General features: G+C 53.5%; 19 protein-coding genes, 16 tRNA genes and 1 rRNA gene (1 of these 36 running past the window's edge). 29 read left to right on the forward strand and 7 right to left on the reverse strand.

Annotated elements, in window-relative coordinates; translation table 11 throughout:
- The 24 genes from ABIE48_RS00650 to ABIE48_RS00765 form a co-directional block, all read left to right on the forward strand.
- Window positions 1-636: ribosomal RNA gene (locus tag ABIE48_RS00650) — 23S ribosomal RNA — on the forward strand (it extends 2293 nt beyond the left edge of the window).
- A 67-nt stretch (window positions 637-703) separates the two neighbouring features.
- A tRNA-Asn gene (locus ABIE48_RS00655) sits at window positions 704-779 on the forward strand.
- 4 nt (window positions 780-783) lie between these two features.
- A tRNA-Ser gene (locus ABIE48_RS00660) sits at window positions 784-875 on the forward strand.
- Window positions 876-884: 9 nt separating this feature from the next.
- A tRNA-Glu gene (locus ABIE48_RS00665) sits at window positions 885-956 on the forward strand.
- A 205-nt stretch (window positions 957-1161) separates the two neighbouring features.
- A tRNA-Val gene (locus ABIE48_RS00670) sits at window positions 1162-1237 on the forward strand.
- 35 nt (window positions 1238-1272) lie between these two features.
- A tRNA-Met gene (locus ABIE48_RS00675) sits at window positions 1273-1346 on the forward strand.
- Window positions 1347-1383: 37 nt separating this feature from the next.
- Window positions 1384-1460 (forward strand) — tRNA-Asp (locus ABIE48_RS00680).
- 57 nt (window positions 1461-1517) lie between these two features.
- Window positions 1518-1593, forward strand: a tRNA-Phe gene (locus ABIE48_RS00685).
- A gap of 23 nt (window positions 1594-1616) precedes the next feature.
- Window positions 1617-1692, forward strand: a tRNA-Thr gene (locus tag ABIE48_RS00690).
- A 3-nt stretch (window positions 1693-1695) separates the two neighbouring features.
- Window positions 1696-1781 (forward strand) — tRNA-Tyr (locus tag ABIE48_RS00695).
- Window positions 1782-1791: 10 nt separating this feature from the next.
- Window positions 1792-1865, forward strand: a tRNA-Trp gene (locus ABIE48_RS00700).
- A 31-nt stretch (window positions 1866-1896) separates the two neighbouring features.
- Window positions 1897-1972, forward strand: a tRNA-His gene (locus ABIE48_RS00705).
- Window positions 1973-1994: 22 nt separating this feature from the next.
- Window positions 1995-2069 (forward strand) — tRNA-Gln (locus ABIE48_RS00710).
- A 6-nt stretch (window positions 2070-2075) separates the two neighbouring features.
- A tRNA-Gly gene (locus ABIE48_RS00715) sits at window positions 2076-2150 on the forward strand.
- 9 nt (window positions 2151-2159) lie between these two features.
- A tRNA-Cys gene (locus ABIE48_RS00720) sits at window positions 2160-2233 on the forward strand.
- A 12-nt stretch (window positions 2234-2245) separates the two neighbouring features.
- Window positions 2246-2322: transfer RNA gene (locus tag ABIE48_RS00725), tRNA-Arg, on the forward strand.
- Between the two features lie 18 nt (window positions 2323-2340).
- A tRNA-Leu gene (locus ABIE48_RS00730) sits at window positions 2341-2420 on the forward strand.
- A 736-nt stretch (window positions 2421-3156) separates the two neighbouring features.
- Complete coding sequence (locus ABIE48_RS00735) at window positions 3157-3462, forward strand: LiaF transmembrane domain-containing protein (RefSeq protein WP_076175192.1); 306 nt, start codon at window positions 3157-3159, stop codon at window positions 3460-3462.
- Between the two features lie 78 nt (window positions 3463-3540).
- Window positions 3541-4215 carry a PspA/IM30 family protein gene (locus tag ABIE48_RS00740; RefSeq protein ID WP_076175189.1) on the forward strand — a complete coding sequence of 225 codons (675 nt, stop codon included), beginning with the start codon at window positions 3541-3543 and terminating at the stop codon, window positions 4213-4215.
- A 4-nt stretch (window positions 4216-4219) separates the two neighbouring features.
- Window positions 4220-4708 carry a PspC domain-containing protein gene (locus tag ABIE48_RS00745; protein WP_089549872.1) on the forward strand — a complete coding sequence of 163 codons (489 nt, stop codon included), beginning with the start codon at window positions 4220-4222 and terminating at the stop codon, window positions 4706-4708.
- A 3-nt stretch (window positions 4709-4711) separates the two neighbouring features.
- Entirely contained in the window at window positions 4712-5416 is a 705-nt protein-coding gene (locus tag ABIE48_RS00750) for a PspA/IM30 family protein (RefSeq protein ID WP_192716216.1), read from the forward strand.
- A 174-nt stretch (window positions 5417-5590) separates the two neighbouring features.
- On the forward strand, window positions 5591-6238 hold the full coding sequence (gene liaF, locus ABIE48_RS00755; protein ID WP_076175183.1) for a cell wall-active antibiotics response protein LiaF: 648 nt from the start codon (window positions 5591-5593) through the stop codon (window positions 6236-6238).
- A 15-nt stretch (window positions 6239-6253) separates the two neighbouring features.
- A complete protein-coding gene (locus ABIE48_RS00760) occupies window positions 6254-7336 on the forward strand; it encodes a sensor histidine kinase (RefSeq protein WP_145026280.1) in 1083 nt (360 codons plus the stop codon).
- Window positions 7317-7964, forward strand: coding sequence for a response regulator transcription factor (locus ABIE48_RS00765; RefSeq protein WP_076175243.1), 648 nt, complete (start codon window positions 7317-7319; stop codon window positions 7962-7964). Before ABIE48_RS00760 ends, ABIE48_RS00765 begins: the two co-directional genes overlap by 20 nt.
- Before the next feature lie 106 nt (window positions 7965-8070).
- Here ABIE48_RS00765 and ABIE48_RS00770 read toward each other — a convergent pair whose 3' ends face one another.
- On the reverse strand, window positions 8071-8403 hold the full coding sequence (locus ABIE48_RS00770) for a hypothetical protein (RefSeq protein ID WP_192716217.1): 333 nt from the start codon (window positions 8401-8403) through the stop codon (window positions 8071-8073).
- A gap of 175 nt (window positions 8404-8578) precedes the next feature.
- On the opposite strand from ABIE48_RS00770, the gene ABIE48_RS00775 reads away from it, so the two are divergent.
- The 3 genes from ABIE48_RS00775 (at window position 8579) to ABIE48_RS00785 (ending at window position 12793) form a co-directional block, all read left to right on the forward strand.
- Entirely contained in the window at window positions 8579-9343 is a 765-nt protein-coding gene (locus ABIE48_RS00775) for a YwmB family TATA-box binding protein (protein ID WP_354518112.1), read from the forward strand.
- A gap of 168 nt (window positions 9344-9511) precedes the next feature.
- Window positions 9512-11062 carry a glucose-6-phosphate dehydrogenase gene (gene zwf, locus ABIE48_RS00780; RefSeq protein ID WP_076175175.1) on the forward strand — a complete coding sequence of 517 codons (1551 nt, stop codon included), beginning with the start codon at window positions 9512-9514 and terminating at the stop codon, window positions 11060-11062.
- Between the two features lie 147 nt (window positions 11063-11209).
- Window positions 11210-12793, forward strand: coding sequence for a peptide chain release factor 3 (locus ABIE48_RS00785; RefSeq protein WP_145026272.1), 1584 nt, complete (start codon window positions 11210-11212; stop codon window positions 12791-12793).
- A gap of 94 nt (window positions 12794-12887) precedes the next feature.
- On the opposite strand, the gene ABIE48_RS00790 is transcribed toward ABIE48_RS00785, so the two are convergent.
- Window positions 12888-13121 carry a small acid-soluble spore protein SspI gene (locus ABIE48_RS00790; RefSeq protein WP_076175171.1) on the reverse strand — a complete coding sequence of 78 codons (234 nt, stop codon included), beginning with the start codon at window positions 13119-13121 and terminating at the stop codon, window positions 12888-12890.
- Window positions 13122-13338: 217 nt separating this feature from the next.
- Here ABIE48_RS00790 and ABIE48_RS00795 point away from each other — a divergent pair, with 217 nt between their 5' ends.
- Window positions 13339-14001 carry a potassium channel family protein gene (locus tag ABIE48_RS00795; RefSeq protein WP_145026270.1) on the forward strand — a complete coding sequence of 221 codons (663 nt, stop codon included), beginning with the start codon at window positions 13339-13341 and terminating at the stop codon, window positions 13999-14001.
- An 80-nt stretch (window positions 14002-14081) separates the two neighbouring features.
- On the forward strand, window positions 14082-14879 hold the full coding sequence (locus ABIE48_RS00800; protein ID WP_192716219.1) for a TrmH family RNA methyltransferase: 798 nt from the start codon (window positions 14082-14084) through the stop codon (window positions 14877-14879).
- Window positions 14880-14957: 78 nt separating this feature from the next.
- Here ABIE48_RS00800 and ABIE48_RS00805 read toward each other — a convergent pair whose 3' ends face one another.
- The 5 genes from ABIE48_RS00805 to ABIE48_RS00825 form a co-directional block, all read right to left on the reverse strand.
- Window positions 14958-15812 (reverse strand): SDR family oxidoreductase, encoded by an 855-nt coding sequence (locus tag ABIE48_RS00805; protein WP_089549876.1) that lies wholly within the window; start codon window positions 15810-15812, stop codon window positions 14958-14960.
- On the reverse strand, window positions 15796-16896 hold the full coding sequence (gene uxuA / locus ABIE48_RS00810; RefSeq protein WP_192716606.1) for a mannonate dehydratase: 1101 nt from the start codon (window positions 16894-16896) through the stop codon (window positions 15796-15798). The genes ABIE48_RS00805 and uxuA overlap by 17 nt, the downstream gene beginning before the upstream one ends.
- A gap of 121 nt (window positions 16897-17017) precedes the next feature.
- Entirely contained in the window at window positions 17018-17692 is a 675-nt protein-coding gene (locus tag ABIE48_RS00815) for a GntR family transcriptional regulator (RefSeq protein ID WP_116231811.1), read from the reverse strand.
- A 328-nt stretch (window positions 17693-18020) separates the two neighbouring features.
- Window positions 18021-18614, reverse strand: a complete 594-nt coding sequence (gene clpP, locus ABIE48_RS00820) for an ATP-dependent Clp endopeptidase proteolytic subunit ClpP (RefSeq protein ID WP_260845656.1) — start codon at window positions 18612-18614, stop codon at window positions 18021-18023.
- A gap of 30 nt (window positions 18615-18644) precedes the next feature.
- Window positions 18645-19340, reverse strand: a complete 696-nt coding sequence (locus ABIE48_RS00825; RefSeq protein WP_192716220.1) for a sigma-70 family RNA polymerase sigma factor — start codon at window positions 19338-19340, stop codon at window positions 18645-18647.
- Window positions 19341-19409 lie beyond the last annotated feature (69 nt).

The raw sequence follows: 19409 nt of genomic DNA on the forward strand, positions 1-19409 counted from the left end.
GTCGCCTCCTAAAGAGTAACGGAGGCGCCCCAAGGTTCCCTCAGAATGGTTGGAAATCATTCGAAGAGTGCAAAGGCAGAAGGGAGCTTGACTGCGAGACCTACAAGTCGAGCAGGGACGAAAGTCGGGCTTAGTGATCCGGTGGTACCGCATGGAAGGGCCATCGCTCAACGGATAAAAGCTACCCTGGGGATAACAGGCTTATCTCCCCCAAGAGTCCACATCGACGGGGAGGTTTGGCACCTCGATGTCGGCTCATCGCATCCTGGGGCTGAAGTAGGTCCCAAGGGTTGGGCTGTTCGCCCATTAAAGCGGTACGCGAGCTGGGTTCAGAACGTCGTGAGACAGTTCGGTCCCTATCTGTCGTGGGCGTAGGAAATTTGAGAGGAGCTGTCCTTAGTACGAGAGGACCGGGATGGACGTACCGCTGGTGCACCAGTTGTTCCGCCAGGAGCATGGCTGGGTAGCTACGTACGGACGGGATAAGCGCTGAAAGCATCTAAGCGTGAAGCCCCCCTCAAGATGAGATTTCCCAATTCGTAAGACCCCTTGTAGACGACGAGGTAGATAGGTTGGAGGTGGAAGTGCAGCAATGCATGGAGCTGACCAATACTAATCGGTCGAGGGCTTATCCAAAATATTAATTCGCAGATTCGTTTCGTATCTAGTTTTCAGGTGATCAAACACTTGAATTAAATATTGTTCCCTGATAGCTCAGTTGGTAGAGCACTCGACTGTTAATCGAGTTGTCACAGGTTCGAGTCCTGTTCGGGGAGCCATTATGGAGAGGTGTCCGAGTTGGCCGAAGGAGCACGATTGGAAATCGTGTAGGCGCCAAAAGCGTCTCGAGGGTTCGAATCCCTCTCTCTCCGCCATTATAGTTTGGCCCGTTGGTCAAGGGGTTAAGACACCTCCCTTTCACGGAGGTAACATGGGTTCGAATCCCATACGGGTCACTTTCTTTAATAGCATCAGGGATGAGAATCCAAAAAAGGGTTCGTCGGAGCATTACTTCGTTAGCATCTGCATCGCAGTCTCGAACGAAGTGAGAGTATCCCATACGGGTCACTTTCTTTAATAGCATCAGGGATGAGAATCCCAAAGAAAAAATACTTGCCTTTTTAGTGGTTTATCTGCTAAGATATTAAAAGTGTTTCTTATGGAGGCTTAGCTCAGCTGGGAGAGCATCTGCCTTACAAGCAGAGGGTCGGGGGTTCGATCCCCTCAGCCTCCACCATGTATACTTTAAAGAAAATAAATATTTTTTAATGACGCGGGGTGGAGCAGTCCGGTAGCTCGTCGGGCTCATAACCCGAAGGTCGCAGGTTCAAATCCTGCCCCCGCAATTTATCTCCTTACATATGGAGATACATAATTGGCCGTGGAACCGTGGTGTAGAGGCCTAACATGCCTGCCTGTCACGCAGGAGATCGCGGGTTCGAATCCCGTCGGTTCCGCCATTTATTTTCTTGAGAGTTTAGTTTGTTGCAATAATGCTCTTAATAGAAACAAAATTAGGCTCGGTAGCTCAGTCGGTAGAGCAGAGGACTGAAAATCCTCGTGTCGGCGGTTCGATTCCGTCCCGAGCCACCATGAATTTAATAACAAGCATAAAAGCCGGTGTAGCTCAATTGGTAGAGCAACTGACTTGTAATCAGTAGGTTGGGGGTTCAAGTCCTCTCGCCGGCACCATATGGAGGCTTAGCGAAGTGGCCAAACGCAGCAGACTGTAAATCTGTTCTCGTACGAGTTCGGTGGTTCGAATCCATCAGCCTCCACCAGTTTTATTATAGGGGCATAGTTTAAAGGTAGAACAGCGGTCTCCAAAACCGTTAGTGTGGGTTCAATTCCTGCTGCCCCTGCCATTCGAAATACAGCTTCATATCTTTTATTATGGCGGTCGTGGCGAAGGGGTTAACGCACCGGATTGTGGCTCCGGCATTCGTGGGTTCAAGTCCCATCGATCGCCCCATAACTTATAATGACAATCTTGTTGGGGATTAGCCAAGCGGTAAGGCAACGGACTTTGACTCCGTCATGCATAGGTTCGAATCCTATATCCCCAGCCAGTTTAAGCGGACGTGGCTCAGCGGTAGAGCATCGCCTTGCCAAGGCGAGGGTCGCGGGTTCGATTCCCGTCGTCCGCTCCATTTGATTTCGGCGCCATAGCCAAGTGGTAAGGCACAGCTCTGCAAAAGCTTTATCCCCAGTTCGAATCTGGGTGGCGCCTCCATTAACTTCATATGCGCCCTTAGCTCAGCTGGATAGAGCGTTTGACTACGAATCAAAAGGTCAGGAGTTCGAATCTCTTAGGGCGCGCCATTTTTTTTAACTGAATATGCCGGTGTGGCGGAATTGGCAGACGCGCGCGACTCAAAATCGTGAGGGAAACCGTGGGGGTTCGAGTCCCTTCACCGGCATCATAGAGAAAAAGTCTTGGATATCTTTCCAAGGCTTTTTCTTGTATAGACTAACATTGTACACCGAGCCATCGTTTGTCGTTCGTTAATCTCTCATCCCGCTATATTGCACTTCTCCTTCCAATCAGCCACCTGATGATATCCCGCAGAAAGGCAGCCATTTTAATTCATATTGCGTTTATTTGTATGACTGTATGGCATTTAATTCGTATCATGTTGTTTTATGTAGGTCCTATCCGCATCGAAGTTCTCTTTATATGACGTGTCCTCGTAAGATGGGAGTAACAGGGTGTACAACAGGCTTGAAAAAGATCCTCTGATCAATCCGTTCGTTCTACCATTACTCCCTTTGAACGTTTTCCCCATCCTTGTTTAAAGTTGATAAACCATTCCAGCTTGCTTTACCCGGGTTAAACAGGCTCTATGTTTCTTTAGCTAAGTGCTAAATCCCTTGCTCAAAGCCTCCAACGATTCCCTATCTAAGCATTGTATAAGTAAACTGCTCATTGAAGTTCCCATAGCGTGTCGATCATGCCCTATAAACGGGCTAATGGAGCTGTCAGTGGAGGATGTGGCTGCCGAATTACATGCAAAAAAAGCTTGCTTCGTCTAAGGTCCGAGCCTTCCCCCGACTTAGGTCTAGGATTAAAAACCGTCTGGGGTCCGTTTTGGAAAACCCGGATTGAACCTAAAATAGAGTCATAAGGTTGATACAAACGAAAGGCGGTGACAATGCATGAGAACAAATAAAACTTCTGGTTGGGCGATCGTATTGATCGCAATCGGAGCACTGATGCTCCTGGGAGTATTCGCTCCATTATTCGGCAGGCTGATCGGATTGATCTTCCCGATCCTGATGATCGTGCTCGGCTATTATGGAATTCGCAGAGGTAAGGTGGTCATCGGTACGATTATCCTCGCATTCGGTGTCATGGGACTTCTGGCGAAGCTGTCCTGGATCATCGGACCGCTGCTGGGAATTGCCCTGGTAGTGTTCGGGATTATGCTGCTGAAAGGTAAGAAGTCGTCGAAGTGGATGTAACGGTAACAAAGAATTACCTTCAATAAATACAATCAAACGAATAGGCGATCACAGCTTATAAGGAGGGAGCAAAAACAGATGAGCGTATTTCGCAGGGTACGGGATATCACCGTAGCGACATTAAATGAACGTTTGGAACAAAGTCAGGACCCGGTACGGTTGATCGATCAGTTTTTGGCATCAACGCGTGACGATATTATGGAAGCCGAGAAGCTCGTTCAGCAGTACTCAGCTCATGTAAGACAGCTGAAGCAGCAAGTGGATCAGGCATCCAATATGAAGGAAAAGCGTGAGGAGCAGGCGCTGCTGGCTCTCAAGGCCGGCGAGGATCATTTAGCCAAGCTCGCGCTGCAGGAAAAAATCATCTATGAAGAAAAGCTCGAGCAATACGGAGGACTGCTGGATACAACCCGCCAGTCGCTCACCGAGCTGGAAAATCAGCTGAACGACCTGAAATTGGAGTACCAAACCGTGTATAGCAAACGTCAATACTACGCGGCACGGATGGAAACCCTCAGACTTCAGCAGCGGATGAATCAGCGTATGGAAGGTTTTGGCGGACAGGATGTTCCCAAGATGTTCAACCGTCTGGAAGACCGCATTTCCGATTGGGAGTTTGAAGCACGTAGTCTGCGCGACCTGCGCCGCGGCGGTCAGGAACTTTTCGAGCAAGCCAGCGGAACGGTATCCAGCGTGTTGGAAAGGGAGCTGGCCCGTCTGAAGGAAAAGCTGAACAACAGCGGAAAGGAGTAACGTCATGAGCAAGCTATACCGATCAACCCGCGATAAAATGGTCACCGGTTTATGCGGCGGTCTGTCCGATACCTTTGGCATCGATTCTACGCTGCTACGGATCCTGTTCTTGATCAGTATCCCATTTACCGGCGGGACCACGCTGTTCATCTACTTTATCGCGGCTTTGGTCATCCCAAAAGAACCAACGACACCTTTTAATCCATATGGACCGGGGCCGGGGGCAGCTGGGGGCGGATACTACGGCAATAGTATGGGCTCCGGCAGCTACTACGGCAACGGTCAGCAAGGCAACGGCGCTTATGGTGCCCAATCTTTTGACCCTAGAGCCAAATACAACGGTTCGCCTTACGGCGGAGGCAGACCGGGCGGATACAGCTCGTCCGCATCCGACCTGGACGCCATGATGGAAGATATCGAGAAGAAAGCCATGAAGAAAGAGCTTGAGGAATTGAAAAAAAAATTATCTAAGTACGAGAAGGGAGAAGTGTAAAACATGGGAGTATTTAAAAGAATTAAGGATATGACGAAAGCATCGGTGAACGAGGTATTGGATAAAGTTGAAGACCCGGTAATTATGCTGAACCAGTATCTGCGCGATATGGAGGCAGAAATCCATGACGCGGAAGTTACAGTAGCGAAGCAAATGGCCAATGAACGCCGCATGAAGCAGCGCGTGGAAGAAGCCGTGAAGATGGCCGGCCAACGTGAGGCTCAAGCTGAACTGGCACTGCGTAACGGCCAGGAAGAAGTAGCGCGCAAGCTGCTCGAGGAAAAGATTTATTTTGACCAAAAACTGTCCGAGTACCAAGAACTGCATGCTCAATCCGAGGCGCAAGCTAAAGAACTGGTACAGCAGCTCCATGACATGAAAGACGAGTTCTACAAAATGCGCAACAAGCGCAATGAGCTCGTAGCCCGTGCGCAAATGGCGAAAGCCAAAAAGCAAATGTCTCAAATCAGCAGCCTGCATACGATCGAAAGCGGCAGCGCGTCCCTCGGATTCCACCGCATGGAAGAAAAGATCATGCAATTGGAAGCTGAAGCCGATGTGATGCGTGCCCCTTACCGTCCGGAAACATCCGCTTTCACCAGCCCGGTCGATGCGGAGAAGCAGCTGAAGGTGGAAGAACAGCTCAGCGCGCTGAAAAGCAAGCTGAACCCGCCGGCTGCCGCTCCTTCCAAATCGAATAAAGAATAAGTATTCAATTCTGCGGACAATATGATATGCTAGGAAGAATGGAATAAGGGCGCGAGACCTTCATTCACATCTTCCTGGATCCCGGTGAAGCCATAAGGAGTGTGCCCGTCACAACCCTATGGCTTTTCCGGTCTTACTTTTCCGATATACCAAGACATCATAAGGAGGTGCGGCATGGAAAAAAGAAATCGCTTCATTGCGCTGATTCTCATCGGGATCGGCCTCCTCATGCTCTTCGGCAGGTGGGTCGGCTTTTTTACCATCGTCGCCCTCTTATTCATTCTTATGGGAATTTATACGATTCGCGGCGGAAAAGTGAAGAGAGGCTACCGTCTTGTGGCGGTCGGAGCCATCCTGCTGCTGATTGATCATTTGCTGATCGTGCTGGGGATTGCGCTGATCTCCCTGGGATGGTTTTTTGTAAAGGCAAGGAAGGTACAAAACCGGGACGGGTATCTGCAGAAGCAGGGCTTTTCGGGGCATTACAATTGGGACCAGGTCCCTTGGGCTATGAGAAGCCAGAGCGTCTGGCATGTCATCAACGAAGCCGATCTGGATTTGTCGCTTGCGATCCCCGAGGAACACCGTACGGTTATGATGTTTCAAGGCATCATGGGGGATACGGACATCAAAATTCCGGAGTATTACGGGGTGGAGCTTGAAGTGTTCGTCCTGTTTGGCGCGATCGATTTCAGAGGGCACCGGGATAACGGTTTGATGAACCGTTTGAACTGGAAGTCACCCAATTATGAGACCAGCGAATATAAAGTTAAATTCCATATTTCCTACCTGGTAGGAGATGTTGATATTGATCTGTCATAGAAGGAGGGTTCCCTGATGAAAACCAGAAAACCGGCTAATATGGTCTCCCGGAGCATGGGCGAGGGGGCCCTTCTTTCTTTTGTTATGCTCCTGATCATTTTTTACGTACTTTATACATATGGTTATTTGGCCCCGTTTGATTCTTGGCAAAAAACGCTGCAGGCCGGTGCTACGCTGATCCTGGTTCCGATCGGTCTGGGAGCTATCTTCGGGTTCTATCAGAGCTACCGGGTAAAAATGAAGCTGGAACGGCTGCGGGAAACGCTGCTCTCCTGGGAAAAAGGGAACGTCGCCCGCTCCGTGCCGGAGCTTGGCAGCGACGAGGTCGGGCGCCTTGGCGAGCAGCTTGGGCGCATCAGCAAAAAGTGGGAGGAGCAGGTCAACTCCCTTCAGCGCTTGTCCACGAACAATGCCCAGCTGGCCGAGCAGGCGCGGATATCGGCAATCGTAGAGGAGCGCCAGCGTCTGGCGCGGGAGCTGCATGATGCGGTATCCCAGCAGCTGTTTGCGATATCGATGACGGCGACGGCCGTGGGGAGGACGCTTGAGAAGGATTTTGACAAGGCCCAGCGCCAGGTGGCGCTCATCGAAGAAATGGCCGCCGTGGCCCAATCGGAAATGAGAGCACTGCTGCTGCATCTCCGGCCGGTCTATCTGGAAGGCAAGCCGCTGGAGCAAGGCCTCGGTGAGCTGATCAAAGAGCTCAAAGTGAAGGTCCCAATGGAAATCGTGTTTGAAATGGACCAAGGCATCCACCTGGTAAAAGGAATCGAAAACCATCTGTTCCGCATCATCCAGGAGGCGATGTCTAACACGCTCCGGCATGCCAAAGCGGATAAGATGGAAATCCGGATTCACCAAAAGAAAGACATGGTCTGGGTCATGCTGCGTGACGACGGCCAGGGCTTTGAACTAAACGAGACAAAACAGGCCTCTTACGGCCTTTCCAATATGCAGGAACGCGTCAACGAAATCGGCGGATCGATCCAGATCATTACGGCGCCCGGCAAGGGTACGCGAATCGAAATTACCGTACCGATTGTATCTGAAGATAAAGCAGGGAGTGAGGATCTTGGAAATGGAAACACCCATGATTAAAGTGCTGCTCGTCGATGACCACGAGATGGTGCGGATCGGTCTGGCAGCCGTGCTGGGGACTGAGGACGGCATCGAAGTCGTCGGCGAGGCAGGCAGCGGGGAGGAAGGCATCCGCCTTGCCCGGGAATACAAACCCGACGTCGTCCTGATGGACCTGGTGATGGAGGGCATGGACGGGATTGAGGCGACGCGGCAGCTGCTGAAGCTGTACCCGGACTGCAAGGTAATCGTGCTGACAAGCTATTTGGACGACGAGAAAATGTACCCGGTTATCGAGGCCGGCGCATTCAGCTACCTGCTGAAGACGTCGCGCGCAAGCGAAATCGCCGATGCCATCCGCGCCGCGGCGCGCGGCCAATCGGTCTTGGAATCGCAGGTCGCCTCCAAGATGATGAACCGGTTCCGCCATCCGGAGGTGGAGGCCCCAGCGCACAAGGAGTTGACCGACCGCGAAATGGATGTGCTCCGCCTATTGGCGCAGGGCAAGTCCAACCAGGAAATCGCCGATGACCTCATCATTGGAATCAAAACGGTCAAGTTCCATGTGACGAACATCCTGGCGAAACTGGGCGTAGACGACCGCACGCAGGCCGCGATCTATGCTTATAAGAACGGCCTGGCGGAATAGTTGGGTTGAATCCAAAACAAATTAATCCATAGCAGATGAAAAGCCCCGAGGAGCGGATTGCTTCCAGGGGCTTTTTTAGATAATGATGTGCAAGTTTTGAAGACCGCTAAATCAAAAACAGCAGCCCGAGGGTAGCCAGACTTAGCGCCAGGCCAGCCCCATATCCAAACCCATAGCCATACGGATAATAAGGATAGAAGGCGCGGACGGTGGCTTTTTCCGGAGCTTTGGCTACAGGCCCCTTTGCGCGTTTTTTATGGCCGCCCTTTACTTTGGCGCCGTGCAGCTGGGTGCCTTCCGGCCCGTTCAGAATAATATGGCCGTCTTTGCACTCGGTCAGCTTTCCGGTATATACTCTGCCGTCATACATACAGGCGGCGACCATTTTGCCGCAGTGCCGCCGAATATTTTCCTCTGTTAATGGGTAAATAGGGATCATGGAAGTGTGCGAACCTCCCTTATCATTTTTATTAACCAGTGTATTCACCGCCTATGGACGCGGCTATGGTCATACACCCAATTTCGCCTATCGTACGGTTTTAGGTATAATCGCCCTGGAAACGGACATCCTTTTAGTAGATTGATAGATTTCCTGGTGAAGGGATGTATGAGGGATGATGGCAGTCCGGAGATGGGCAGGTTTAGGTTTGGCGGTATGCATAGCGGCTTTGGTATGGATGGGATATTTGTGGTACAGCGCGAATCAGACGTCGGCGCCGTCCCATCAGGATCCGGAAGAATTGCGCACCCTCTTGAAGCTGGGAAATGAAGTGGTAGACGTGCCGCAGCGTCTGGTTGTGAAGTGGCAGGGAGACTGGGAAGCGAGCGGTAATCAGGATGCGTACGAGGCGGCCGAGGGGCTGTCCCAATCGCTGAATCTGCCGGGAGTACAGCAATTGACGGAAGGCGGTCACTTGACGTACCGGGTCGTGGATACGAAAAATGGCGTTAACGTGCGGTTTAACTGGCAGGAGATTTCAGAGGATCGCAGTTATATTATTATTCAACTGGAGGCGGCTGGTGATGAGCAGCTGAGCGCCTTGACCGAACTCCAGTCGGAATACGGACAGGCTTTGCGCGAAAACGGCATCGATGCTGAATGGAATGCTTCTTTGCAGGGAACGGTTAAAGGGGAGCATCCTGCCGGGTCGACCATGAAAGCGGTAGAAGATGGCATTTTCAGAAATATGGCTGCGACAAAAGCGGAATCCTACGAGGATGCGACTACGGTCAGCAACGCTTACCAGGTGCCTTCATTGCGGTCCGGCATCCAAAGCGGAGGGAAGGTTCTGAACATGCAGGTGGCGGTTCATGAGGATCAATCGACCGGCAGCAGCCGGGTGACGATCGGGCTTCCGGTCATTACGATTGAGTATTAGACCTGCCTGGCACGCAGAAAGAAATTTTTGATTTACCACCAAGTTAAACGGATAGCATCATGCTGATGAATGTGCTAAAATGACATCAATCATTTTATGCCACCAAATTATGGTGTAAAATCGGGATTTTGAAGAGACCAAAATACGACATAGAAAGAATGAGGAGCCATGACTGAAAATCAAAATCTTGAAGCACTCAAAACACCTGGTGCTGTATTTTTTATTTTCGGGGCAACCGGGGATTTGGCCAAACGCAAACTGTTTCCTGCCATTTATAGTTTGTACCGTGAAGGTAAATTAGCCGAGGATTTTGCGGTCATCGGCGTCGCGCGGCGTCCGCGTACCCAGGAGGAGTTCCGTGAGGACATCTTCCAGTCGATTCAGGAATTTTGCCGTTACAAGGCAGAGGACAACGACAATTGGAAGACGTTTGCGCAGCATTTTGAATATAAGTCCCTCGATATCAACAACGTCGACGGATTCCGTGAACTAAACGAACAGACGGTGAAGCTGGAGAAGCAGTTCGGCATTCCGGGCAACCGCCTGTTCTACCTGGCCCTGGCGCCGGAGCTGTTCGGCAGCGTATCGTTTAACCTGCAAAAGGGCGGCATGCTGGATGCCGAAGGCTGGAACCGCCTCGTTATCGAGAAGCCGTTCGGCTACGATCTGAAATCGGCTGAAGAGCTGAACGAACAGATTCGCCAGGTTTTTAAAGAAGAAGAGATTTACCGGATCGACCACTACCTGGGCAAGGAAATGGTGCAGAATATCGAAGTCATCCGGTTCGCCAACGCGTTCTTCGAGCCGCTGTGGAACAACAAGCATATTGCCAACGTGCAGATTACGCTGAGCGAAACCGTCGGCGTTGAAGAGCGCGGAGGGTACTACGACCATGCCGGCGCACTCCGCGATATGGGACAAAACCATATGCTGCAGATGCTGACGATGATCGCGATGGAGCCGCCAAGCCGCCTCCTGCCGGAGGACATCCGCGACGAGAAGGTGAAGGTGCTCCGTTCGCTCCGGCCTTACGAGACAGCGGAAGAAGTGAAGAAGAACGTCATTCGCGGCCAATACATCAAGGGCTCTGCCCGTGGTAAGGACCTGCCAGCCTATCGTGAGGAGGACAAGGTCGACCCGAATTCCAATACGGAAACGTATTTTGCGGCACGGCTGTTCGTGGATAATTTCCGCTGGGCGGGCGTACCGTTCTATATCCGGACAGGCAAACGCCTCCCGGTCAAAACGACGGAGATCGTCGTGGAATTCAAGAGCATGCCGAACAACGTGTATTTGGGTAAAAAATACAAGCTCGAACCGAACCTGCTGGTCATCCGTGTGAACCCGATGGAAGGCATCTATGTAAAGATCAACGCGAAGAAGCCGGGCTCCGAAAATGAAATCGAGCCGCTCGCGATGGACTTCTGCCAAAGCTGCATGGTCGGCATCAACTCGCCTGAAGCGTATGAGCGCCTGCTGCATGATGCAGCCCGCGGCGAATCGACGTATTTCACCCGCTGGGATGAAGTGGCGTCGGCCTGGTCCTTCGTCGATAAAATCGCCGAAGCCTGGGCGCAAAATCAGGGCGATATCTCTTATTATCCTGCCGGGTCCTGGGGACCGAAGGAGACGGACGAACTGCTGAAAGCGGACGGCTTCCACTGGTGGCCGGTGAACGGCCAGGAAGAGGACAACGTCGTGTGGCAGATTGGCAAATAAAACCGTTGTGCCGGTGCTTGCCTTATGTTTCACTAAAGACATAGCCTGAAATGAAATCATCCTCATGCAGCCTCTGCATGGGGGTGATTTGCGTAGAGAATGTGATACAATAATAGACATGACTTTAGTGATGAAGGGAATAGTGAAATGAGCAAAGCGATAGATGATACGCTGCAGCAGGAAGTGGAGAAGCGCCGGACGTTCGCGATTATCTCCCACCCGGACGCAGGTAAAACGACATTAACGGAAAAGCTGCTCCTGTTCGGCGGCGCGATCCGGCTGGCTGGTACGGTCAAAGCGCGCAAAGCGAGCAAGCACGCGACCAGTGACTGGATGGAAATCGAGAAGCAGCGGGGGATCTCGGTTACTTCGTCGGTGATGCAGTTCGACTATAACGGACACCGGGTCAACATTCTGGACACCCCGGGTCACCAGGACTTCAGTGAAGATACGTACCGTACGCTGACCGCTGCCGACAGCGCCGTCATGCTGATCGACGTGGCCAAAGGGGTCGAGGCCCAGACGATCAAGCTGTTCCAGGTTTGCGCGAAGCGGGGCATTCCGATTTTTACGTTTATTAACAAGCTCGACCGGGAAGGCCGGAGTCCGTTCGACCTGATGGAGGAGCTGGAGCAGGTGCTGGGCATCCGCTCTGTGCCGATGAACTGGCCGATCGGGACCGGACGCGAGCTGTGCGGTGTCTACGACCGCATGAAGAATCAGGTCGAGCTGTTCCAGGGGAACGACCACTCGACCATTCAGGTACAGAAGGTGGAGGACTATAACGACCCGGTTATCCGTGAGATGGCGGGGGATTACCTGCACGATCAGCTGTGCCAGGACCTGGAGCTGCTGGACGTAGCGGGGGACCAATTTGACCTGGAAAAGGTACAAAAGGGTGAACTGACGCCGCTGTTCTTCGGCAGTGCGATCAACAACTTCGGGGTGCAGACGTTCCTGGAGAACTTCCTGCAGCTGGCCCCGCCGCCGGAGCCGCGCCGCAGCACGGCTGGGTTGATCGAGCCGACGAACGAGAAGTTCTCGGGATACATTTTCAAAATCCAGGCGAACATGAACCCGGCGCACCGGGACCGCATCGCCTTCATGCGGATCGTGTCCGGCAAGTTCCAGCGCGGCATGACCGTCAAGCATGTGCGGGTCGGCAAGGACATCAAGCTGTCGCAGCCGCAGCAGTTCCTGGCACAGGACCGCGACATCGTTGATGAGGCGTATCCTGGCGATATCATCGGGCTGTTTGACCCGGGCATTTTCCGGATCGGCGACTCGCTGAGCCAAGGCAGCGAAATCGTCTTTGACGAGCTGCCGACGTTCTCGCCGGAGATTTTCTCCAAGGTAACGGTCAAGAACGCCCTGAAGCACAAGCAGTACCAGAAGGGCATCGACCAGCTGACGGAGGAAGGGACCATTCAGGTGTTCCATACGGTCAGCTTCGACGATACGATTCTCGGCGTTGTCGGCCAGCTGCAGTTCGAAGTATTCGAATACCGGATGAAAGGCGAGTACGGCGTGGATGTGCAGCTGCAGCGGATGCCGTACCAGTTCGCCCGCTGGATCGTGGACGACCAGATCGATCCGAGCAAATTCCGTATCAACTCGACGCTGGTGAAGGATAAGAAGGGCAACTATGTCGTGCTGTTCGAAAATGAATATGCGATGCGGACCGCGATGGAAAAAAATCCGACCGCGAAGTTTTTGGAGACGGCTCCTTAAGTCTGCTGAAGCTTTTTGTAATATAGGAAATACCCCTCAGCTGTTTCCTAGCGGAGGGGTATTTGTCATTGCGGTAAAAGCACCGGCGTCTTTGTTAAGTCAATGGACCGGGCTTAATCGTCTTGAGGTGCTCATGAGCTACATGGACGAGCTCGTTCTGCTGCTTCGTGTCGATATTTTTCCACATCATCTCAAAGATCGCTCCCAAGCCGGGGAGCGCCTGCTCCGGACCGTCGACGGATCCTTCAATCATTTCACGAAGCTCGGCTTCATTGGAATCATGGACCTTATGGACAATAGCTTGGCGAAGGTCGAGAAGAATTGACATGATCGTTTTCCCTCCAGGCTAAAAAGTTTGAACCCTTCACATCAGAGCTGCCTGCTTCCATATAACGTGCGGACGCAGTTCTGCTTCCCAGGGCTCAGTCTGAATTGTAATGATATTCTTTAGTAATGTGCCCCGAGGCGGGTGGCAAAATTCAAGTTTTTCGCCTGCTGTGATATAATAATCAGGATAGACTTCTTATAGTCGTGGAGGTTAACATATGGCGAAAAAGCAGTACGCCGTCATCGGTATGGGGCGCTTTGGCTCCAGTGTTGCAAACACACTGAGCGAGATGGGGTTTGACGTGCTTGCCATCGATTCGGATGAACAGCGCACCCAGGCGGTATCCAATATCGTAACGCATGCCGTATCAGCGGATTCAACGGATGAAGAGGCGCTTCGTGCCCTGGGCATCCGCAATTTTGACGTGGTGGTTGTCGCCATCGGCGAAGACATCCAATCCAGTATTTTGACGACGCTCATCCTGAAGGATCTTGGGGTCGGAACGATTATCGTCAAGGCGCAAAATGAACTGCACGGCAAGGTTTTGCAAAAGATCGGCGCCGATAAAGTGATTTTTCCGGAGCGGGATATGGGCATGCGCGTCGCCCACCATCTCACTTCGCCGAATATTTTGGATTACATCGAGATTTCCGAAGACTACAGCATTTTGGAATTAAAGGCTTCGCAGGACATGGTCGGCAAAAACTTGAGGGAGCTCGACATTCGCGCCCGCTTCGGCTGCAACGTCATGGCGATCAAGCACGGTACAAAGATGGATATTTCGCCGTATGCCGATGCCCCGCTGAGCGAAGACGACGTACTCGTTATCGTCGGCGAGAAAAGCGATTTGACCAAGCTGGAGCTGGCTTATCCGAAGTGATCCGATCCTCAGCGCGGGAGAACCTCATGCTGGGGCAGAGGAGCAGTTTGACAGATGAATCATGAGAAGGACGGTTAAGGATGGACATCATTTCACCGCAAAATCCCCGGGTCAAGGAATGGGCGCAGCTGCTCGAGAAGAAGCACCGGGACAAGCAGCATAAATATATCATCGAGGGCATTCATCTCGTGCAGGAGGCGCTGACGGCCGGGGCAGACCTGGAATGCGTCGCGTTTGACCTGGAGCAGGGGATTCCGTCCGAGCTTGCCCACCTGGCCGGCGGGGAATCTGCGGAGTGGATCGGCGTATCGCCTGCGGTAATCGCGAAGTGTACGGATACCAAAACGCCGCAGCCGGTCTTTGCCGTTGCCCGGAAGCCCAAGTCCGCGGCAGGGCTTGACGCCCTGATGAGCCGGGAGGGCAGCCTGGTCATCGTCCTGGACGGCGTGCAGGACCCCGGCAATGTCGGGACAATCATCCGCAGTGCCGATGCGGCTGGAGCGGACGGGGTCATTCTGGGGCGCGGGTCGGCTGACCTGTACAATCCGAAGACGATCCGCTCGACCATGGGGTCGCTGTTCCATTTACCCGTGGTGGAGGGTGATTTGATGGAGATCCTGCCGGAGGCGAAGCGGAGCGGCGCGCGGGTGATCAGCACCAGCCTGCAGGCGCAGGACACGTGCTACAGCTACGATTTCCGGCAGGGCTCCTGCTGGCTGCTCGTCGGCAACGAAGCCAAAGGGGTGTCGGAGCAGGCGCAGCAGCTGGTGGATGACGCGCTCATCATTCCGATGCGGGGGGAGGCCGAGTCGCTCAACGTGGCGATGGCTTCGACGCTGATGCTATTCGAGGCGATGCGGCAGCGGCATTTTGCTTGAACCTGCCTGTTTGTGAATATAAAAATAAAAGGCAATTCCGATCGGTGTGCGATGCGGAGCTGCCTTTTTTGCGTTTCGTTACACGCCCGAATAGGCCATAAATCCGCCGTCAACGGGCACCACCGTGCCGGTGACAAAGCCCGAGGTGGTGTCGTCCACCAGCCAGAGCAGGGTACCCAGCAGATCTTCCGGAACGCCGAACCGGCGCATCGGCGTGTGGCTGATGATTTTATGGGAACGTTCGGTCAGGGACCCGTCCTCGTTCGTCAGCAGTTTCCGGTTCTGTTCCGTCAGGAAAAAGCCGGGGGCAATGGCGTTGACCCGGATGCCCGATTCGGCAAGGTGAACCGCCAGCCACTGAGTAAAGTTGTTAATCGCGGCTTTGGCTGCGCTGTACGCGGGCACCTTGGTCATAGGACTCGGTGCGCTCATGGAGGATATGTTCAGCACAACCGCGCCGGGACGGCCAATCATCTGCCCGGCAAAGACCTGGGTCGGAATGAGGGTGCCGATCATATTGAGGCCGAGCACGTTCTGGAATCCCTGGATGCTGAGATCAAAAAACGTCGTGATCCCTGGCTGTCCAAGGTGCTCCGGCTTATAGATCTCTTCCGTCGTGTTAGCACTGGGATGATTTCCGCCCGCTCCGTTAATCAGGATGTCGCACGGGCCGAAGGCCTCGCGGACCTGGCGCTCCGCCGCCTGCACGCTGCCGGGCTCCATCACGTCGCAGGCCACGGCAAGCGCCTGACCGCCCGCCTCGCGGATTTGACGGGCAACGGCTTCGCCTTTTTCCGCAGTCCGGTTCAAAATCGCAACCTTTACCCCTTGGCGTCCCAGCTCCAGCGCCATCGCGCTGCAGAGAACCCCGGACCCGCCGGTAACAACGGCTGTTTTTCCATGCAGGGCAGGGTGGTTAGGCAATGCTTTCATGCGTATCCCTCTTTTCTGCGGTAGGTTGAAGCTTCTGGTAGGCGTCCCACAGCCCCCAGAGATACATAATACCCATGGCGCGGTCATACAGGCCGTATCCCGGCCGGCACTGCTCGCCCCATAAATGTCTGCCGTGGTCCGGGCGGGCATAACCGGTAAAGCCGGTGTCGTGATATGCCTTGACGATGCCCGCGATATCGACGGTGCCGTCCTGCGTCCGGTGCGAAGTCTCGATAAAGTCGCCGTTCTCATACACGCGTACATTGCGGATATGGGCAAAAGGTATCCGGTCCGCAAACTCATGGATCATGGCGATGATGTCGTTTTCCGGATTGGCCCCAAGGGAGCCGCTGCACAGCGTAATGCCATTGGACGGGCTGTCCACAAGGGAGAGCAGACGCCGCAGGCTGTCCTGGCCGGTAATAATGCGCGGCAGCCCGAAAATCGGCCATGGCGGATCGTCCGGGTGGATGGCCATCGTAATGCCGCAGCGCTCCGCGGTTGGAATGACTGCCTCCAGGAAATAGGCGAGATGGTCCCATAGGTCTTCTGAAGTCACATTCCGATAGGCCTCAAACAGGGAGGTCAGATGCGCAAGACGTTCGGGTTCCCAGCCGGGCATCGTCAGGGAGCTGTTCTGGTTGATCGTCTGCACAAGGTCGAACGGGTCAATGCCGTGGATTTTGGATTTTTCAAAAAAGAGTGCCGTTGAGCCGTCCTCCAGCCGCTTGTAGAGTTCCGTCCGGGCCCAGTCGAACACCGGCATAAAGTTGTAACAAATCACTTTCACGCCGACCTGCGCCAGCTTTTCGATCGTTTTGACGTAATTGTCAATATACTTGTCCCGGGTCGGCAGGCCCAGCTTAATATCCTCGTGGACGTTAACGCTTTCCACCACGTCAATATGAAGGTTATGTGCTGCAGCTTGATCCCGAACAGCGATGATCTTCTCCATCGGCCATTCGTCTCCGGCCGGGACGTCATGAAGCGCCCACACGATCCCTTCGACACCGGGAATTTGTTTGATATGATCCAGCGAAACCGTGTCATTGCCTTCGCCGAACCAACGGAATACCATACGCAATCCCATACACCGCCTTGTCATTATGTTGTTTTGCAGAAAGAAGCTGCTGCCATTTTATCGGCACTATTGCCGGTACCGGTATGGCATGCTCCGGCGGCCTTGCTACACAGGCCAGCATGACTTACTTGAAATATTCCGGGTAGCGCTGTTTCAGGACCGGGAGGTTCGAAATGCTGAGGGTTAGATGCTCCTTCATGATCCGTTCGGCAAGGTCCGCATTCCGGCTGCGGATGGCTTGGATCATTTCCCGGTGCTGCTCAAACAGGTTCCCCCAGTGCGGATCCAACGACAGCCATAACACGCGGGTGCGGTTCAGATGCGCGTTCATCTGCTGAATGACGTTCCATGTGCCCATTTTCCGGACGCCCTCAAACAGGATTCGGTGAAAAGCCTCGTCGAGCTCAAACATTCGCTTGCCGTCAAGCCGCTTCATGCTCTCCTGCTGCATTACGAGATTGTTCTCCATCTCCTGCAGCTTGTCTGCGGGAAAGGACTCGCAGGCGAGACGGATGACGGCCTTCTCCAGCTGCTCACGCATGAACCGGGCTTCCTCCACCATGTCCGGATCGATCAGCGAGACACGGGTTCCCCTTTGAGGCAGCACCAGCAGCAGGCCTTCCTGGGCCAGGCGTACGAAGCTCTCCCGAACCGGCGTCCGGCTGACGTGGAAGGTCAGGGATGTTTCTTTCTCGGACAGGGCCGTACCCGGGGGAAGCTCCAGACTGACAATTTGCTGCTTGAGCTGTTGGTACACGAGATTTCCGGCTGAACCGGATTGGAGCATAGTTTCATCCATTTCATGGATACCTCCTGACACTTCCATACTACCATACAAGTATGGCAGACGAAATGAAAATTTGCGCCTGACCGACCTGGATATTTGAATGAAAAGCCAATATAATGCAGGCCAATAGGATTCGGAAGGTTCTACAAGCTCTGAAAACCCGTCATGGAAAAGGTCGTACAGGTTTGAGAGCCGGGTACAGGACAGAAAAAAGCCGGCGGACAAGTCCGTCGGCTTTTTAATCTGGCAGAGCGCTGCATACGATCGTGCGGGCATAAATCTTCTGTGTACATGGTGGTAGTTCGGCTAGCCGCAGTTTTTCCGGGCTTACAGCGTTCGGTTATTTTACCGGCTGCGTAATGATCCGGTCCACGATGCCGTATTCCAGTGCTTCCTGGGCGGTGAGGAAGAAGTCGCGATTGGTATCCTTCTCAATGCGTTCCAGCGGCTGTCCGGTTTTCTCCGCGATAAAATCGTTGATCTTGCTTCGCAGCTTCAAAATCCGGCGCGCCGTGATATCGATATCGGCAGCGGGGCCTTGGGCTCCGCCTAGCGGCTGATGCAGCATGAATTCGCTGTTGGGGAGGGCATAACGCATGCCCTTTTCCCCGGCAAGGAAGAGCACCGCACCCATGGATGCGGCAAGGCCCATGCAGATCGTGGTGACCTTCGGCTTGATGTAGTCCATTGTGTCCAAAATGGCATAGCCTGCCGAGGTAGAGCCCCCCGGGCTGTTGATATACAGGGATATATCCTTCTCCGGATCGTCGGCGGCCAGGAACAGCAGCTGTGCGATGATGCTGTTGGCCACCACGTCGTTCACTTCAGAACCGAGAAAAATAATCCGGTCCTTCAAAAGGCGCGAATAAATATCATAGGAACGCTCGCCAAGCCGGCTTTGTTCCACAACGTAAGGAATCGTGTTCATGTTCATGGCCTCCTTTATATGGGAAGGCACAAGGATCTACGCCGCACAGCGCAGGGACATACCCGATCCGGAGGACATCCGTGTCCGGCCGAAACCGACCACTGGGGCCCGGTCCGTTGCCGGCTGCAGAGCTTCCATTAGCCGCTGGAGCAGCTCAGGCTTCTCCTGCCGGATGGCGGTTAGCAGGATATGGCGAAACTCCTCCTGCTCGACGTCCTTCCAGTGCGGGTCCGGGGAAATTGCTTCGCCGGTGTCTCCGCTGATGTTGCGGCGCGCCCTGTGCAGCAGTGATTTGACTGTCGTTTCATTCAGTTCCAGCATGCTGGCGATATCCGACACCCGGCTCTCAAACACGTCCTTCAGCAAGAACACCAGCAGCTGCTTTGGCGTCAGCTTCTCCATCAAGGTGTCGAGCCCGGACAGAAGCGTATCGATCGGGTGATCGGTTGATTGCGGCTCAACCATCGGTTCGGCCGACTCACGCGACCTTTTACGGACGAGATCGATCCAATGGTTGCGGGCAATGGTCATCATCAGCGGCAGGCTGGGCTGGCGCGGAGATGACGGGTCTTTCAGGCAGAAGCGCAGCGTTTTATCGATGGTGTCATGTGCCAGATCTTCGGCATCCCAGCGGTTGCGGGTGACGCTCAGGCAGAATTTTTTCAAACTTGGGTACAGCTCCGAAATATCCTCGCGATGATATCCGGTGCCATGGAATTGACGGATTAACATGTTAATCACACTCCTGTAGAGGCCTCTATAGAGATAACGTTTGAACAGGGGGAAAAGGATACGGGATGC

The sequence above is a fragment of the Paenibacillus sp. OAE614 genome (genome assembly GCF_040546645.1).
Classification (GTDB): domain Bacteria; phylum Bacillota; class Bacilli; order Paenibacillales; family Paenibacillaceae; genus Paenibacillus_AQ; species Paenibacillus_AQ favisporus.

What these genes read in the sequence shown, in the direction of transcription:
- liaF (WP_076175183.1), top strand. Translation starts at nt 5,591, where the DNA reads ATGGAAAAAAGAAATCGCTTCATTGCGCTGATTCTCATCGGGATCGGC.
- ABIE48_RS00775 (WP_354518112.1), top strand. Translation starts at nt 8,579, where the DNA reads ATGATGGCAGTCCGGAGATGGGCAGGTTTAGGTTTGGCGGTATGCATA.
- ABIE48_RS00770 (WP_192716217.1), bottom strand. Translation starts at nt 8,403, where the DNA reads ATGATCCCTATTTACCCATTAACAGAGGAAAATATTCGGCGGCACTGC.
- ABIE48_RS00765 (WP_076175243.1), top strand. Translation starts at nt 7,317, where the DNA reads ATGGAAACACCCATGATTAAAGTGCTGCTCGTCGATGACCACGAGATG.
- ABIE48_RS00735 (WP_076175192.1), top strand. Translation starts at nt 3,157, where the DNA reads ATGAGAACAAATAAAACTTCTGGTTGGGCGATCGTATTGATCGCAATC.
- ABIE48_RS00745 (WP_089549872.1), top strand. Translation starts at nt 4,220, where the DNA reads ATGAGCAAGCTATACCGATCAACCCGCGATAAAATGGTCACCGGTTTA.
- ABIE48_RS00815 (WP_116231811.1), bottom strand. Translation starts at nt 17,692, where the DNA reads ATGGATGAAACTATGCTCCAATCCGGTTCAGCCGGAAATCTCGTGTAC.
- ABIE48_RS00790 (WP_076175171.1), bottom strand. Translation starts at nt 13,121, where the DNA reads ATGTCAATTCTTCTCGACCTTCGCCAAGCTATTGTCCATAAGGTCCAT.
- ABIE48_RS00825 (WP_192716220.1), bottom strand. Translation starts at nt 19,340, where the DNA reads ATGTTAATCCGTCAATTCCATGGCACCGGATATCATCGCGAGGATATT.
- ABIE48_RS00740 (WP_076175189.1), top strand. Translation starts at nt 3,541, where the DNA reads ATGAGCGTATTTCGCAGGGTACGGGATATCACCGTAGCGACATTAAAT.
- ABIE48_RS00805 (WP_089549876.1), bottom strand. Translation starts at nt 15,812, where the DNA reads ATGAAAGCATTGCCTAACCACCCTGCCCTGCATGGAAAAACAGCCGTT.
- ABIE48_RS00785 (WP_145026272.1), top strand. Translation starts at nt 11,210, where the DNA reads ATGAGCAAAGCGATAGATGATACGCTGCAGCAGGAAGTGGAGAAGCGC.
- ABIE48_RS00795 (WP_145026270.1), top strand. Translation starts at nt 13,339, where the DNA reads ATGGCGAAAAAGCAGTACGCCGTCATCGGTATGGGGCGCTTTGGCTCC.
- ABIE48_RS00800 (WP_192716219.1), top strand. Translation starts at nt 14,082, where the DNA reads ATGGACATCATTTCACCGCAAAATCCCCGGGTCAAGGAATGGGCGCAG.
- clpP (WP_260845656.1), bottom strand. Translation starts at nt 18,614, where the DNA reads ATGAACATGAACACGATTCCTTACGTTGTGGAACAAAGCCGGCTTGGC.
- ABIE48_RS00760 (WP_145026280.1), top strand. Translation starts at nt 6,254, where the DNA reads ATGAAAACCAGAAAACCGGCTAATATGGTCTCCCGGAGCATGGGCGAG.
- ABIE48_RS00750 (WP_192716216.1), top strand. Translation starts at nt 4,712, where the DNA reads ATGGGAGTATTTAAAAGAATTAAGGATATGACGAAAGCATCGGTGAAC.
- zwf (WP_076175175.1), top strand. Translation starts at nt 9,512, where the DNA reads ATGACTGAAAATCAAAATCTTGAAGCACTCAAAACACCTGGTGCTGTA.